Raw genomic sequence first — 14,739 nt, 5'->3', positions numbered from 1 at the left:
AAGCCTTCTCGGTGGCAGAGTGAAAGTGAATTTAAATAATGAATCGCATGTCGATATATGGAATCTGATTCACTAACGAACTCTCCGGAAGACACCAGGATAGTCACAGACGACGCCGTCGGTGTCTACGTCCACCTCTGCGGTGAATCCGGTTGTGAGACTCTCGTAGCGGTAGCGTCCACCGTCGTCGTCGCGGGCGAGACGGGTGTACTGTTGGCGTGCTTTCGACACCTCGAACGTACGGGGGTCGAGATAGACCACCTCAGACGTGGCAGACTCACCAATTTCGAGTGCGAGGCGGCGGATTGGAAGCGTGTTGGTGAGTGGTGTCACCGCGAGGTCTACGTCGAGACACCCATCGAGTTCCGGGGCTGACTCACCATCTACGGCCCACGAACCGTCGCCGCTGGCCGATATGGAGAGCGAACTGGGACGAAGAGTCGCGTCGCTATCCGTGCTATCGACGCCAAATCGCTGGACGTGTACTGTTCGGGTTCGGAATTTTTCGTCCGTGTCGAACAGATAGCGGACGCGAGTTGAGGCGCCATCGTCGTCAACACCGAGTGCGATTCCGTCCGCGTGGAGCGTCGGAGAGAATGCAACGGTGCAGTGTTCGAAGCCGACCCCATCGACAGGTTCCCAACAGTAGTGCGTGTACACGAACGAACTTCGGGACATCTCGTATTAACACGACCGTTGGCGCACTTGCATCGCACCGCTGTGACGGAAGAGAGACTGACTCCGCTACGTTCCGAACGCGTTTCGTAACGCTTCGCCCGCACTGTCGAGTGCGTCGTCCGCACGCTCGACGTTCGGAAACGGGTCGTCCAAGTGCCGCATGTTGAGGAAGTCGTGTATCACGTCGTCGTAGTTGACGTGCGAAACCTCGACACCGGCCTCAGCCAATCGGTTCGCGTATTCAGCTCCTTCGTCGCGGAGCGGGTCGTACCCCGCGGTAATCACGTGTGCAGGCGGCAGTCCCGACAGGTCCCCAGCCAGTATCGGTGAGGCACGAACGTTCCGACCGTCCACGTCCTCCCGCAGGTAGTGGTTCCAGAACCAGACCATCAGTTGCCGGGTGAGGAAGAATCCAGTCGAGTTTTGGGTGTACGACTCCGTGCCGTAGTCGTGGTTCGTCACCGGATACGCGAGCAACTGAAAGTCGATTTCCGGCGCACCGAGGTCCTTCTCTTCGGCCATCTGGGCGACGATTGCGGCGAGGTTGCCGCCAGCGCTCTCCCCGCCGACGGCGAGTCGGTCGGGGTCCACACCGAGTTTCGCTGCGTGACTCGCCACCCACTTCGTCGCGGTGTAGGCGTCTTCGACCGCCGCCGGGAACTCGTGTTCTGGTGCTTTCCGGTACTCGACGGAGACGACGGTGCAGTTCCCGCGGTTCGACAGCGACCGCGCGACCGTGTCGGCCGTGGCGAGGTTGCCGAGGACCCACCCGCCGCCGTGGAAGAAGACGAGCGCCGGATGCGGTCCTGAATCCGCTGGTTCGTAGAGTCGAACCGGAATCTCCGACCCCCACTCCCGAATCAGGTGGTCTTCGACGTTCCCGACCGACTCCGGTTCCACGTCGGGCGTGAAGAAGTCGGTGTGGAGTTCGCGAGCCTGTTCGACACTCAGCGTCTCGATTCCGGGCGCACCCTGTGCTTCGAGCGTTTCCAGTAGCGTCTGGACCTGCGAATCGGGGTCATCGGCGCGACTCGCAGTTATCTGGTTCGGTGAATCTGGCACTATCAGTCCCCCTCGCAGGGCGTCGCCGAGGATTGCAGTAAGTGTGCTGGCCGTGATTCGGTCGGGTCGAGATTAACTCATCAGGAATATCATCGCCACGATTCCGAGCAGGAGTGCGAGCAGACCAGCGATGTACCAGAGACCGGTCGTCGAGTGGGTCTCGTTGAGGTCCGGACCTTTCGTGTCCCGGTCGTTGGGGCCGCCTTTGGGAGCCATACTATAATAACGTGACAAAGTAACAAAACATTTATCCGTCGTTCCGCGCTCGTCTGGTGCAGGCACAAATCACGTCCCGGTCGGCCACGTACGTCTGTCGAGGTCGTTAGGGTGGGGAACGAACGCAGTTCGAAACCGAGTCCCGAGAGGGCCCAGAGTCGAGAAAATACGGGAGACCCAGCGATAGCACTCGATAGCGTCACCGTCGAGTACGACGACGTGCGCGCGCTCGTGGACGTAAGTTTCGAAGTCGAATCCGGGGAGTTCGTCACTGTCATCGGCCCGTCGGGGTGTGGCAAGACGACGCTCCTCCGGGTCGTCGGCGGACTACAGGACCCGACATCTGGTACCGTCCGTATCGATGGCGACCCGCCGTCCCGCGCCAAACAGGACGCAGAACTCGGATTCGTCTTCCAGCATCACGCCCTCCTCCCGTGGAAAACGGCACTGGAGAACGTCACCTTTCTCCGGAAGATGGCCGAAAAGTCACCGAACCATGACCGCGCCCGCGAACTCCTTTCGACTGTCGGCCTCTCCGGATTCGAGGATTCTCGGCCCGCCGAACTCTCAGGCGGGATGAAACAGCGCGTCGCCATCGCGCGGGCGCTCCACCTCGGTGCGTCGGTCCTCCTGATGGACGAACCGTTCGGCGAACTCGACGAGTTGACCCGTGAACAGATGGGCGTCGAAGTCCGGCGGGTCTGGCGCACAGAGGAAAAGACGGTGCTGTTCGTCACCCACAGCGTCCCCGAAGCAGTGTTTCTCGCCGACCGCTGCGTCGTGATGGGGACCGACCCTGGCCGCATCGAAGCGGTCTTCGACGTGTCGTTGCCGCGCCCGCGCGAGGAGTCGGTGTACGGGACTACGGCGTTCCAAGAACAGGTCGCTCGCGTTCGTCGTGCGCTTCACGAAGGTGAAGGCGAAGGTGACTCCCGGACGCGCGATTCCCGAGCGAGTGAGTCCCGAACGAGCGAACCCCGAGGAAGTAACCGATGAGTTTCGCCGACCACGTTCCGGCGGCCCGATTCACCCTTCCAGCGAGCGCGTTGGCGGTCGGGGTGATTTGCTGGTGGTCGCTGGTCGCTTTGACGAGCGTTCCGGCGTATCTCCTGCCGTCGCCAGTCATCGTCGCGGACAATTTGATAGAGCGACATACGATTTATACCCGTAACGCGTGGGTCACGCTTCGGACTGCCGTCGGTGGCGGCGCAGTCGGTTCCCTCTTCGGATTTCTCGCCGCCGTCGTGGTCGTCCACTCCTCAGTGCTTCGACGAGCGGTCTACCCCTATCTCGTCGCCGCGCGCGTCCTGCCGAAAATCGCCGTCGCGCCCGTCCTGCTCATCTATCTCGGTACTGGTGGGGCGACCGCGCTCGTCTTCGTCTCGCTCGTCGCGTTCTTCCCGGTGTTCGTCGCGTCTGCGGCGGGATTCGAGGAGACGCCCGACTCGTACCTCGACTTGTTGGACTCCGTGGACGCTGGACCGATTCGGACGCTCCTGTTCGTCCGGGTTCCGGCCGCGCTCCCGGCCGTGTTCGCGGGCCTCAAGCAGGCGACCGCGCTCTCGGTGGTCGGTGCGGTCGTCGCGGAGTGGATTCTCACCGACGAGGGACTGGGGTTTCTCGTGTTGGTTGCCTCGGAGAACGTCCGACCGGCGGCGGTGTTGGCGGCCGTCGTGGTGCTGTTCGCCGAAGGACTCGCGTTGTACGGACTCGTGGCACTCCTCCACCGACAGGTGGCGTGGCAGTGAGCGTTCACTGATTTCGAATTCCGCTCTCGACAGCCACCGGAAGAAGATAGAATGCGACGCCGACCAGCGCGAGTACGACGAGCGCGGCGACCATGCGCGCGGACTGCAACCGCGTCGAGGCCCGAAAGATGCGATAGCCGAGTCCGGCGTCGAGCGTGAGGAACTCCGCGACGACTGCACCGACGACGCTGGCGGCCGCCGCGATTTTCGTCCCCGCCAGCGTCTCGGGAGCGGCCGCGGGAAGCCGAATTCGAAGGAGTCGCGCCGTCGTGGAGGCGTCTACCGACCGGGCGAGGTCGAGCAGTTCCCGCGGGGTCGCCCGGAGCCCTTCGCGTGCAGAGACAGTCACTGGGAAGACAGCGAGCGTCGCCGCAAGTATCGCCCGTGCCGCGAATCCGTCGCCGAACCAGCGGAAGAGTATCGGGGCGATGGCCACGAGCGGCACGATTCGGAGCGCGACGACGTAGGGTCTCGCGACGGCGGCGGTGGTTTCCGAGACGGTCATGGCGAGCGCGATTGTGAGACCGAGAGTCGCGCCGACGAGTAGTCCAGCCCCTGCAGTTGCGACGGTGACTCCGGCCGCGCGGGCGAGTTCGGGCCACGTCCGGACGAGCGTGGTGGCGACGGCCGTCGGGCCGGGAAAGACGACTTCGGGAACGTCGGCGAGTCGAATTACGGTCGCCCATCCGACGACCGCGAGTATCCCGACCACGAACGGGGGGACGAAGCGCGAGGTCGCCGCACGGACGGCGTTCATCGCTCGACTTCGACTTGCGAGGCGTACCGCCCGACGAACTTCGCGTCCGGGTCGAGATACTCGTTGGTCCAGACGGAGTTCGGTTCGACCGCGCCGCCGAGCAGATTTGCGTCGTCGAGTGCCCGGTGCATCGTGGCCCACGGTTGCGGTCTACTCCACCCCCAGCCGTGGTCGCGAACCGCGTTCGAGAGGACGTACTCGCGGGCCATCTGTTCCCACTTCTCGCGCTGAACAGACCTCGTGGGCTTCAGCGAGGGGTTCGCCGAGACGAGAACGTCGGTCGCACGCTTCGGATTGTCGGTCGCCCACGCCGCACCGCGGGCGGTCGCACGCAGGAACCCCCGGACCGTTTCGGGATTGTTCTGGGCGAACGCACTCTTCGTCGCGAGGACGTGGCCGTACGACGGAATCGCCTCGGCGACCGGAATCGAGGAGACGGCGTTTGCCTTCTGGCGCGCGACGACGGCGTCGCCGAAGACGCCGCCCGCGGCGTCTATCTTACCGGCCAGCAGTTGCTGTACCGTGTCGAACCCCGTGTCGGTCAGCGTTACGTCCGACCTGACGCCCTTGCGTTCGAGCAGGAGTTTCGTGAGCAGTCGGACCATCCCGGGCCCAGTGCCGACCGTCTTGCCCGCGAGTTGGTCGGCACTGGTGAGTTCCCCGCCGAACGTCTCGCGGGTGGTGAACACCACGACCGGACTCCGCTGCATGACGACGCCGACGGACTGCGCCGAGAGGCCGCGACTGTTCACGTTCAGTAGCTGGTCGGCGCTCGTCACTGCGAAGGCCGTGTTTCCGAGACCGACCTGCTTCGCCGAGAAGTCAGAGCCTTGGCCGCTCTCGATTCCGCCGAGTGAGACGCCCTCCTCGTCGTAGAACCCCTTCGACTCCGCGACGTAGTACGGCACGTGTAGTCCGCTCGGCTTCCAGTTGAGCAGTAGCGATACCCCCTCTGTCTGGCGACCAGCGACGGAACTGGCGAGCGCGTTTGTGCCGAGCGCTGTGCCCCCAATCGCTTCCAAGACGCGTCGTCGTGTCTCCCCCATGTCCCCAGTATGCCACGGTAGTACTCCACTAAACGGTTCGGGTGGTCGGTTTTACACCTTACTCGCGCCCCAATCGTGAAGGGAGTCGATGTCGTGCGTGTAGAAGCATCTCGTGGGTGGCTATGGTGAGTTCGAACATCGACACAGGTACGGCCGTCGTCGTGTTAGTACTGTTGACGATTTTCGTCGCGCTGATGGGAGTCGGAGTCGCACAGGCAGACCAAGAAGCAGGTGGATCGGAGGAGCCACTCGTCACCGGCGTCCCGGCCGTCTTGCTGTTCGTCGCCGGGGGAGCACTACTGATATTCAGCGCCGAGAAGTTCATCGGCTACCTCGTCAGAGCCGCGGAAGGGCTGGGGGTGTCGCTGTTCCTCTTGGCTATCGTCCTGACTGGCATCGAGTTCGACGACGCAGTACTCGGTGTCGCCACGAATTTGGAGGAGTTGAGCGGCGTCGCGCTGGGAAGCGCGCTCGGTACTGCGCTTTCGCTGACCGGAGTGACGCTCGCGCTCGCGGCAATCGTCAAACCGTTCCGCGTGTCGCTCCCGGACGACTACGTCCTGCTGTTCGCGCTCTCGCCGCTCGCGCTCGTCCCGTTCGCCCTCACTGGCACGCTGACCGCCGCTCACGGGGCCGTCTTACTCGGCGTCTTCGTCGTGGCCCTGGGCTACATCGTCTACCGCGAGACGAGTGGCGAGGTCCCGATATTCCGCGAGACAGAGGTTCGGGAGGTCCAAGACGGTGGTAACGTCAGAGCGATGTCTGCGGAGTTGCCGTTCGTCCCCGACTGGAACTTCCCGGGGTGGGCGTGGTTGGGCATGTCGCTGCTGGCGCTCGCCGGTCTGGTAGTCGGGGCCGAGAGCATGGCGATAGCGACCGAAGGGATAGTCGCTAGCTGGGAACTCGAAGGGACGGTCTTCGGCGCGACAATCGCCACGGCCGTCCTCACCTTCGAAGACGTGTTCCTCACGGTCGAACCGGTTCGGCGCGGCGCGCCCGAAATCGGCGTCGGCAACGTCGTCGGGAGCGTCATCTTCTCGGTGACCGGCAACGTCGGCGTCGTGTTGCTCGTCGGAAGCATCAGTGTCTCGCCGAGCGTGTTGGTCTGGCACCTGCCGATGTTGGTCCTCTCGACTGGTCTCGCGGCGTACTTCATCTGGAAGAACGAACTCCGCAGGTGGCACGGCTACGTACTGCTCGCGTTGTACGCCGTCTACTGGGTCGGGAGCTATCTCCTGTTCGGTGGGTTGGCCATGGACCTCTAACTCGCGGCCGTAGTCTGATTTCCGGCCTCCGCAGGGCGAGTCGTCTGCGCGCGAGTAGTCGCGGCGACAGTCGTAGTGCCCGCAACAGTCGTAGTGCCCGCAACAGTCGTGGCGTTAACTGCCGGTTCGGCCTGGGTCTGACCAATCGAGACACCTTCCACGTCGAGCGCCGTGACGTTCACGCCGCCAACCGTGGCGTTCTCGACGACGACGGGTTCTGCTGCCCCGACGCTCGGGGCGGTCGTCTCGGTCGCGCCGTCACCCGTCGTCGTCTCGGCAGGTTCGGTGGTCTCTGCGGACGCCGTCGTCTCGACCGCACCCGCGTCTATGGTCACGTTGTCTAGCGATGCCGACCGGACGTCCGCGGTATCGACGGCGAGACCGTCTATCGTCAGGTTACGTAACGAAGCCCTGTCCAGCACGAGTCGCGTCTCGACGGTTCGGGTTCCGGACTCGTTGAGTAGCGCGGTCGCTACCTGCTCGCTCCGGATGCTGACGTTCGAGAGCGTCACGTCGGTGAGTCTCCCGGTCACGGCGATTCGGTCCACCGAGACATCGTCGTACGTTCGGTTGGTCTCGTCGCCGTCCGCACTCCCGTTGCGAACGGTCAACTGCTGGAACTGGGCGTTCGTGACGGTAACGTTTCGGAGGACGAGGGTCTCGACCGTGAGATTTCGTGCGGTGACGTTCGTTCCCTGTGCCTGCAGTGCGGTCGAATCACCCGCTATCGCGGGCGCGTCGCTAGCGGCCGGGGACGGGGTGTGCGTTCCGACTGCGACAGCTGTCCCACTGGCGAGAACGACCAGTGCGGCGAGCATAATCGTCGATATCGGTGTTTCGGTCATGCTCAGCCCGCTACGGCGACGCGTCGGATAAACGGCAGGAACCGTTCACACGTCGGCCTGTTCGGCGGGTGTGAGACGACCGGTTCAAGCGTCGTTTCGACGCCGACGCGTGTAGTACGTCGAAGTTACTCGGGTCGGGGCCGCAACGCTCGCTGGCACGTTTCGGTCGCCGGTGTCGAAACGACGAAGTACGCACACTACGGCAAGGTTTCGCCGGTGAACGATAGACTCGGTTTTTACCGCGACCCGTACGGTCTGGGGACGATGTCGAGAAAGTACACCGCGCTCGCCGTCTTGGTCGTCGCCGTCGTCTCCGCACCGGGTGCTGACGATGGCGACCCCGACACCTCCCGCGCAGGACCGAGGACAGAGCGTCGAAGTCGAGCAGTTTTCCGTCGAACGTCTCACATTGCGGAACGTCACGGTCACGGACGCCGTCGTCCGCGAACTCACGGTTCGACGGGTGGGGTCGCGCGAGAACGTGACGCTTCGGAACGTCTCTGCACAGCAGTTGACCGTGCGCCGCGCCACGCTCTCGGAGGTTCGGTTCGGGGACATGGTCGTCCGAGACCGACGACTCGCTCAGCGGTTCGGCTTCAACTACGCGGCAGGTGGGAACGTCACTAACGAGTCGCGCGCGAACGTGCTGGTCAGGAACCGCACGCTCGACGGCATCGTCGTCGAGCGTCTGAGCGTCCAAACGGTCCGCGGACTGAACGTCTCCGGAAATCAGTCGGCCGCCTCTGTCGCCACCGCCGACGCGGACCTCGTCGTCGGAAACGCGTCTGTCGGGACCGTCCAGTCTGCGCGCCTGCGCGTCGGCAATCGCTCCGAGTCGCCCTGACTCGCACAAAGCCGGGGCGGAAGCTATTCTTCGAAGCCGCTACTGCTCCAGACGGTTATCTCGTCGTCCGCGGCGAGGGCGACGTATGTCGTCTCTTCGGCGGGGTCGTCCCAGACGACGGGGGCGGCCGTGATACGGTCGGCGTCGGTCTCACCGGCCCAAATTCGCTCACCGTTCTCGGCGTCGAGGGCGTACAGGTGGCCGCCCGACGACGCGACGAAGACGAGATTTCCGGAAGTCGCCGTCGCGCCGCCGGGCCAGATTCGCCACTGGGACCACTTCGAACTCGCGTCGGGGAGTTCGGTTCGCCACGCGAGGTCCCCGGTCTGTGGGTCCAGCGCTTGGACGTACGCCGAGTGACTGGTCTCTTCGGAGGCGAGTCTGGACCCACCCTCCGCGAGCGTGATGTCGCCCGTCGGGTTGTACTCCCAGTCGGGGTCGTAGAAGATGCGCTGGGCGGCGTCGTTCGCGGGGATGTAGCGAAGGCCGGTTTCGGGGCTGTACGCGCCGGGTGGCCACTCGGTCGCACCGCTGGTTCCCGGCCAGCACGTTCCCGGGTTGTCCTCGCCCGCGGGCGGGAGCGCGAGGAAGTGGTCGGACCACTCGTGGTCCTGCGTCGCCCACGGCTTCGTCCGCTCGACCAGTTGCCCGGTCTCGGCGTCGTAGACGTACGTCCACGCCGCTTTGTAGTCGGTCGAGACCACTCGTCGGGTCTCGCCGTTCTCCATCTCCATGTCGAAGACGTTCGGGGTCATGTGGGTGTCGTAGTCCCACAGTTCGTGGGCGAGTTGCTGACTCGCCCAGTTGAGGTCGCCGCTCTCGATGTCGAGGGCGACGATGGAGTTCGAGTGTTTGTTCGGTCCGGGCCGCACGATGCCGTTCATCATCGGACAGGGGTTGCCGACGGCGTAGAAGACTTGGTTCGTCTCCGGGTCGATTGACGGGTTCATCCACGGCGCGTCGCTGGAGAAGCGCCAACTCTCGCCGACCCACTCACTTCTGGGTGACATGTTCGTCTGCCACTGAACTTCCCCTGTCTCGGCGTCCACCGAGGAGACGACGCACCACCCGCCGAAGTCACCACTCATTCCGACGAGAATTCGCCCGTCGTACGCGAGCGGTGCCTGCGTGATGGACATCCGCTTGGGTTGGCCCATCTCCTGTTGCTGCTCGTTCAGCATCAGCGTGTCCCACTCTTTCTCGCCGGTGTAGCGGTTCAGCGCAACGAGGTGCGAGTCCGTCGTGGCGAGATACACCTTGTCGTGCCACACCGCGACACCGCGGTTGCGCCCGGTCTGTCCTGCGGCGTCCTCCGGCAGGGCGTACTTGAAAATCCAGTACTTCTCGCCGGTTCGGGCGTTGGCCGCGTGGACGTTGATGTTGCTGGTCGTGTAGTACATCACCGGCGGGTCCGTCGGGACGACGAGCGGGTTCGTCTGCATGCCCGCGCTGTCCGTCGGAATAGAGTACTTTCGCTCCAGACTGGCGACGTTGTCCGCGTCGAGGCGGTCTTCGGGCGTGAATCCGCGCTGGCCGTACCCCTTGTCGTAGTGGAGCCACGAGTCTTCGCGCTCTGCGTCCTCGCGGAGCATATTGGTCGTCACCGAGAGGTCCGGAATCTCCTGCTGGGTCGCGCCCGGTCCCTGCTGGCCATCCCCAGTTGCGCCGCCGCCGGCCATCTGGTCGCCGCCGGAGACCTGCACCTCCCCGACCATCGAGTTCGGATGCACCGTGCAGATGTACTGGGCCATCTCTGCCGTCGCGTCGAACGTCAGCGTGACGGTCTGGCCCTGTTGGGAGAACACCTCGGTCCCGACGATTCGGTCACCGTTACTGTTCTGAATGACGAAGTCGTGCGGCGCGCCGTCCACGTTCTCCCAGACGACTCGATACCTGTTCCCGGCTTCCAAGTTCAGGGTCGGGTTGGTCGCGCCCGAAATCGACTCGGGGGCACGGCCTTGCCAGCCCGAAATCTGGCCGCCGAATCTGAACTCGGTGTCTACGCCTTGCAGATTGATCACCTCGTCCTCGTCGCGAGCCTCGGGGCCAGTGTCGATGTGGTGTTGTCTCTCTTCCGGTTCGACTACCTCGTTCTCGGGGTCGATGTCGGCAGGCATTGTTATCTCTCCGCTCGCATGTCCTCGGTTATCCAGTAGGCGTCCTCCGGCAGCAGGTTCTGTGCGATGGCTTGTAGCGCGAACCCGCTCGACAGCAGGCCCGCGAGTTCTGCGTCGCCAGCGTCGGATTCCCCTCTCTCCGAGACTCTCTGCGCGCCGTCGAGCATCAGCGCGAACCCCGCCGCCATGGCGCGGGCGTCCCACGTCGCGTCGGCCAGAATCTCGTCAGTGATTAGTACCTTGTTCGTCCACAGGTGCTCGTCCAGGTCTTCGAGCCACAGTAGGACGCCGCCCGCGGCGGCTTGCGTCATCGGCGGGACGAACTCGCCGAACTCCAACTGCTCGCGGTTCAGTTGGTCGGTCGCCACCCAATGGCGGTCACCGATGCGGCGTCGGTGCGCGACGACCGTACTGAGCAAGTCAACTGCCTCTTCGGGCGAGACGTCCATCTCCGCGAGCGACGCGGCCAGCGGTTCGGCGGCGACGAATCGTTGGACGCTGTTCTCGATGTAGTTCGGCGTGAACTCGGGCAGCCGTTCGGTCGTACTCTCGAAGAACCCGAGTTCGGCGAGGTGTTCGTACGCCGGTCTGGCTTCGGCGGCGACCTGCGCGAACTCCTCTCGCGGTTGGTTTCCCTCGGGAAGTCCGGACTCCGGAACCGCGGTCAGCCCCGCCGCCGCGTCGGCGAACGCGGCCGACCGCTCGGCGAGCAAGTCGGCGTCTATCTCGCCTGCGAGGTCTGACCGAACCGCCTCGCCGAAGGCCGCCAACTCCGCGGACTCGTCGGTCGAGACGGCCTCACGGAGGTCGTCCAGTGTCGCTCCACCCGCGGCGACCGCTCCCCCGACCCCCAGAGCGGCCAACAGCTCCCGGCGCTGTTCGTCGGTTACGCGTCTCGTTCGATAATCGTGTACCATGCTAGCCCCTGAAGTGCAAGAAGCGAGGGGAAAAGCAGCCGCCATCGTTGCGAACGTTGTGGGCTTTCAAGCTCTCGTATCTCGGATTATCGGAGTTTGATTCTCGGCTCTCACGTTCGAACGAGACCTTACTACGAGGTGACGACGGTCGAGTCCGTCGCTATGAACAGGACTGCGCTCTGAAATCGAGCCACGGGGGTCTACCGGTCGTACTTACCGGTACTCGCCCAAATCAATTTTATTCCGGCGTCCGTACGTGATTTCGCACATGTTCCTACTACAGCAAGAGGGATTCGAGATACCCCAGTCCACCAGCGAGTGGCTCGACTTTCTGGCTCCGTTCATCGAAGGGGCGGCGAAGTTCGTAATCGCGTTTCTCGTCGTCTACTTCGTCGGTCGATACGTGGCCATCAGCGTCGCACGGCGTTCGATGCGTGCACGGGGATTCGACGAGACAGTCGAGCAGTTGGCGACGAAAACTATCGCGGCAACCATGCTCTTCGTCGCGCTCGCCGTGGCGCTCACCTTCGCCGGATTCGGTAGTTTCCTCGCTGCGTTCGCCACGCTGGGTGGCGCGCTCGCGCTGGCGGCCGGATTCGCGGCGCAGGACCTCATCGGCAACTTCGTCGCGGGCGTGTTCATCCTCAAGGACAAGCCGTTCCGGACCGGCGACTGGATAGAGTGGTCGGACACGTCCGGCGTCGTCCGCGACATCGACCTCCGGGTGACTCGCGTCGAGACGTTCAACAACGAGATAATCACCGTGCCGAACGGCGAGTTAGCGAACAACCCCGTCAAGAACCCGATGGCGAACAACAAGCTCCGAATGCAGTTCACCTTCGGCATCGGCTACGACGAAGACATCGACGAGGCCGCAGACATCATCATCGAAGACGCAGAGAGCAATCCCGACATCTTGAACGAACCCGAACCGTCGGTTCGGACGACCGAACTCGCGGACTCCTACGTCGGCTTGGAGTCCCGGATTTGGATAGACGACCCCGGTCGCGGGAAGTTCAAGGAGGTCCTCGGCCAGCACATCAAGGGCGTCAAAGAGCGCTTCGACACCGACAGCATCGAGATGCCGTACCCCCATCGCGAACTGACGGGCGGCATCAGCCTCGAAGAGGTCTCGGAAGTGGACCAGATAGACGTGTCGAGCGACTGAACGACCGACGCAACGGGCTCGACGCTTTCGACGTTCTGCGGTCGATTCTTTCGGGTATTTACACAATCGCTTCTTTCGGCTTTCTGACGCGCTTCGCGCGCGCGTACACGTGAGTTTTATAACTACTGAGGCTCTACCCTGAATCACGTTTTATGAGTCAGGAAAGTGAATACGGAGCCGGGCAAATTCAGGTCCTCGAAGGCTTGCAGGCCGTTCGGAAACGCCCGGCGATGTACATCGGCTCTACGGACGCGAGAGGGTTACACCATCTCGTGTTCGAAGTCGTTGACAACTCTATCGACGAGGCCCTCGCGGGCCACTGTGACTCCATCGACGTGACACTTCACGACGACGGGTCCGTAAGTATCTCCGACGACGGACGGGGGATTCCGGTCGATACTCACGAAGAGTACGACGCCCCTGCGGTCGAGGTCATCCTCACCGTCCTCCACGCCGGTGGGAAGTTCGACAACAAGTCCTACCAAGTCTCCGGCGGCCTCCACGGCGTCGGCGTCAGCGTCGTCAACGCCCTCTCGATGCGCCTCGAAGTGAGCGTCAAGCGAGAAGGAGTGCTCTGGCGACAGGAGTTCGAGCAGGGTGAACCGGCGACCGATCTCGAAGAAGTTCGGGAACTGGACGACCACGAGGAGACGGGCACCACCATCCGATTCTGGCCCGACGGCGACATCTTCGAGGCGACAGAGTTCACGTTCTCGACGCTCGAAAGCCGACTGCGCGAACTCGCGTTCCTCAACTCCGGCGTCGAAATCGGCCTCCACGACGAGCGCGACGAGGACGACGAACAGTCGGAGTCGTTCAAATACGACGGCGGGATTCGAGAGTTCGTCGAGTACTTGAACGAGACGAAGACCCCCCTTCATCGGGACGTCATCTACTTCGAAGACGAAGCCGAGAACATCCAAGTAGAGGTCGCCATGCAGGCGACCGACGAGCTACAGGGGTCGATTCACGCCTTCGCCAACAACATCAACACCCGCGAGGGCGGGACCCACCTCACCGGGTTCAAGACGGCGCTGACCCGCGTCGTCAACGACTACGGCAAGGAGAACAACCTCTTCGGCGACTTAGACGAGAATCTGAAGGGTGAAGACGTCCGAGAGGGCCTCACCGCGGTCATCTCGGTCAAACACCCCGACCCGCAGTTCGAAGGCCAAACGAAGACGAAACTCGGCAACAGCGAAGTCCGAGGTATCGTCGAATCGGCAGTTCACGACGGACTGAACACCTTCTTCGAGGAGAACCCTGACACGGCAGAGTCAATCATCTCGAAGGCCGTCGAGGCCGCGAAGGCCCGCAAAGCCGCGAAGAAGGCCGAAGAACTCACTCGTCGGAAGAACGCGCTCGCATCGACGGCGCTCCCCGGCAAACTGGCGGACTGCCAGACGCGCGACCCGAGCGAGTCCGAACTGTTCGTCGTGGAGGGCGACTCCGCGGGCGGTTCGGCGAAACAGGCTCGCGACCGGAAGTTCCAAGCCATCCTCCCGCTGTTCGGGAAGGTCCTCAACGTCGAGAAACACCGTCTCGACCGCGTGCTGGAGAACGACAAGATTCGGAACTTCATGACCGCCATCGGCACGGGTGTCGGCGACGAGTTCGACCTCGACGACGCGCGCTACCACAAGATAATCATCATGACGGACGCCGACGTGGACGGCGCGCACATCCGGACGCTGTATCTGACACTCCTCTACCGGCACATGCGTCCGTTGTTGGAGGCTGGATACGTCTACGCGGCTCAACCGCCGCTCTACCGGATTCGCTACCGAGGCGAGACCTACGACGCGATGACCGAGGAGGAGCGCGAACAGATCATCGAAGAGAAGTGCGACGGCAACCCCTCGCAGGTCCAGCGGTTCAAGGGTCTCGGCGAGATGAACCCCGAGCAACTGTGGGAGACCACGATGAACCCCGAGAACCGCATCCTGAAACAGATAACCGTCGAGGACGCCGCGGCCGCCGACAAGATGTTCTCCGTATTGATGGGCGACGCGGTCGAACCCCGCAAGCAGTTCATCAAGGAACACGCCACCGAAGCAGACTGGGTTGACATCTGAT

The 14,739-nt window shown here is 63.4% G+C and carries 14 protein-coding genes; 6 read left to right on the top strand and 8 right to left on the bottom strand.

Translation table 11 applies throughout. The annotated features are described in order from the left end of the window. Positions 1-72: 72 nt before the first annotated feature. From F7R90_RS11060 to F7R90_RS22185, 3 genes are all read right to left on the bottom strand, one after another. Complete coding sequence (locus tag F7R90_RS11060) at positions 73-678, bottom strand: putative glycolipid-binding domain-containing protein (RefSeq protein WP_158057496.1); 606 nt, start codon at positions 676-678, stop codon at positions 73-75. Between the two features lie 66 nt (positions 679-744). After that, on the bottom strand, positions 745-1,740 hold the full coding sequence (locus F7R90_RS11055; RefSeq protein ID WP_225741149.1) for an alpha/beta hydrolase: 996 nt from the start codon (positions 1,738-1,740) through the stop codon (positions 745-747). A gap of 72 nt (positions 1,741-1,812) precedes the next feature. Beyond that, positions 1,813-1,956, bottom strand: a complete 144-nt coding sequence (locus F7R90_RS22185; protein ID WP_192498285.1) for a hypothetical protein — start codon at positions 1,954-1,956, stop codon at positions 1,813-1,815. A 183-nt stretch (positions 1,957-2,139) separates the two neighbouring features. Here F7R90_RS22185 and F7R90_RS11050 point away from each other — a divergent pair, with 183 nt between their 5' ends. Both F7R90_RS11050 and F7R90_RS11045 read left to right on the top strand, forming a co-directional pair. Then, entirely contained in the window at positions 2,140-2,952 is an 813-nt protein-coding gene (locus tag F7R90_RS11050; RefSeq protein ID WP_158058902.1) for an ABC transporter ATP-binding protein, read from the top strand. Continuing rightward, positions 2,949-3,704 carry an ABC transporter permease gene (locus F7R90_RS11045; RefSeq protein ID WP_158057494.1) on the top strand — a complete coding sequence of 252 codons (756 nt, stop codon included), beginning with the start codon at positions 2,949-2,951 and terminating at the stop codon, positions 3,702-3,704. Before F7R90_RS11050 ends, F7R90_RS11045 begins: the two co-directional genes overlap by 4 nt. A 4-nt stretch (positions 3,705-3,708) precedes the next feature. On the opposite strand, the gene F7R90_RS11040 is transcribed toward F7R90_RS11045, so the two are convergent. Together F7R90_RS11040 and F7R90_RS11035 are read right to left on the bottom strand one after the other, a co-directional pair. Beyond that, positions 3,709-4,461 (bottom strand): ABC transporter permease, encoded by a 753-nt coding sequence (locus F7R90_RS11040; RefSeq protein WP_158057493.1) that lies wholly within the window; start codon positions 4,459-4,461, stop codon positions 3,709-3,711. Then, positions 4,458-5,507, bottom strand: coding sequence for an ABC transporter substrate-binding protein (locus F7R90_RS11035; RefSeq protein ID WP_158057492.1), 1,050 nt, complete (start codon positions 5,505-5,507; stop codon positions 4,458-4,460). The genes F7R90_RS11040 and F7R90_RS11035 overlap by 4 nt, the downstream gene beginning before the upstream one ends. Before the next feature lie 122 nt (positions 5,508-5,629). Here F7R90_RS11035 and F7R90_RS11030 point away from each other — a divergent pair, with 122 nt between their 5' ends. Beyond that, positions 5,630-6,772, top strand: coding sequence for a sodium:calcium antiporter (locus F7R90_RS11030; RefSeq protein ID WP_158057491.1), 1,143 nt, complete (start codon positions 5,630-5,632; stop codon positions 6,770-6,772). Here the strand turns inward: F7R90_RS11030 and F7R90_RS11025 are convergent. Then, the gene (locus F7R90_RS11025; RefSeq protein WP_158057490.1) at positions 6,769-7,617 is read right to left on the bottom strand and encodes a hypothetical protein; all 849 of its coding nucleotides are present in this window, start codon (positions 7,615-7,617) and stop codon (positions 6,769-6,771) included. The genes F7R90_RS11030 and F7R90_RS11025 overlap by 4 nt on opposite strands. A 331-nt stretch (positions 7,618-7,948) precedes the next feature. Here F7R90_RS11025 and F7R90_RS11020 point away from each other — a divergent pair, with 331 nt between their 5' ends. Further along, complete coding sequence (locus F7R90_RS11020) at positions 7,949-8,461, top strand: hypothetical protein (RefSeq protein ID WP_158057489.1); 513 nt, start codon at positions 7,949-7,951, stop codon at positions 8,459-8,461. A gap of 23 nt (positions 8,462-8,484) precedes the next feature. On the opposite strand, the gene F7R90_RS11015 is transcribed toward F7R90_RS11020, so the two are convergent. After that, a complete protein-coding gene (locus tag F7R90_RS11015) occupies positions 8,485-10,578 on the bottom strand; it encodes an outer membrane protein assembly factor BamB family protein (RefSeq protein WP_158057488.1) in 2,094 nt (697 codons plus the stop codon). 2 nt (positions 10,579-10,580) lie between these two features. Continuing rightward, a complete protein-coding gene (locus tag F7R90_RS11010; RefSeq protein WP_158057487.1) occupies positions 10,581-11,495 on the bottom strand; it encodes a hypothetical protein in 915 nt (304 codons plus the stop codon). Between the two features lie 268 nt (positions 11,496-11,763). Here F7R90_RS11010 and F7R90_RS11005 point away from each other — a divergent pair, with 268 nt between their 5' ends. Both F7R90_RS11005 and gyrB read left to right on the top strand, forming a co-directional pair. After that, complete coding sequence (locus F7R90_RS11005; RefSeq protein ID WP_158057486.1) at positions 11,764-12,663, top strand: mechanosensitive ion channel family protein; 900 nt, start codon at positions 11,764-11,766, stop codon at positions 12,661-12,663. A 152-nt stretch (positions 12,664-12,815) separates the two neighbouring features. Continuing rightward, positions 12,816-14,738 carry a DNA topoisomerase (ATP-hydrolyzing) subunit B gene (gene gyrB / locus F7R90_RS11000; RefSeq protein WP_158057485.1) on the top strand — a complete coding sequence of 641 codons (1,923 nt, stop codon included), beginning with the start codon at positions 12,816-12,818 and terminating at the stop codon, positions 14,736-14,738. Position 14,739: the final 1 nt, after the last annotated feature.

The sequence above is a fragment of the Halorussus halophilus genome (assembly GCF_008831545.1).
GTDB classification, from domain to species: Archaea; Halobacteriota; Halobacteria; order Halobacteriales; family Haladaptataceae; genus Halorussus; species Halorussus halophilus.
This window is presented reverse-complemented; position numbering and strand designations above follow the sequence as displayed.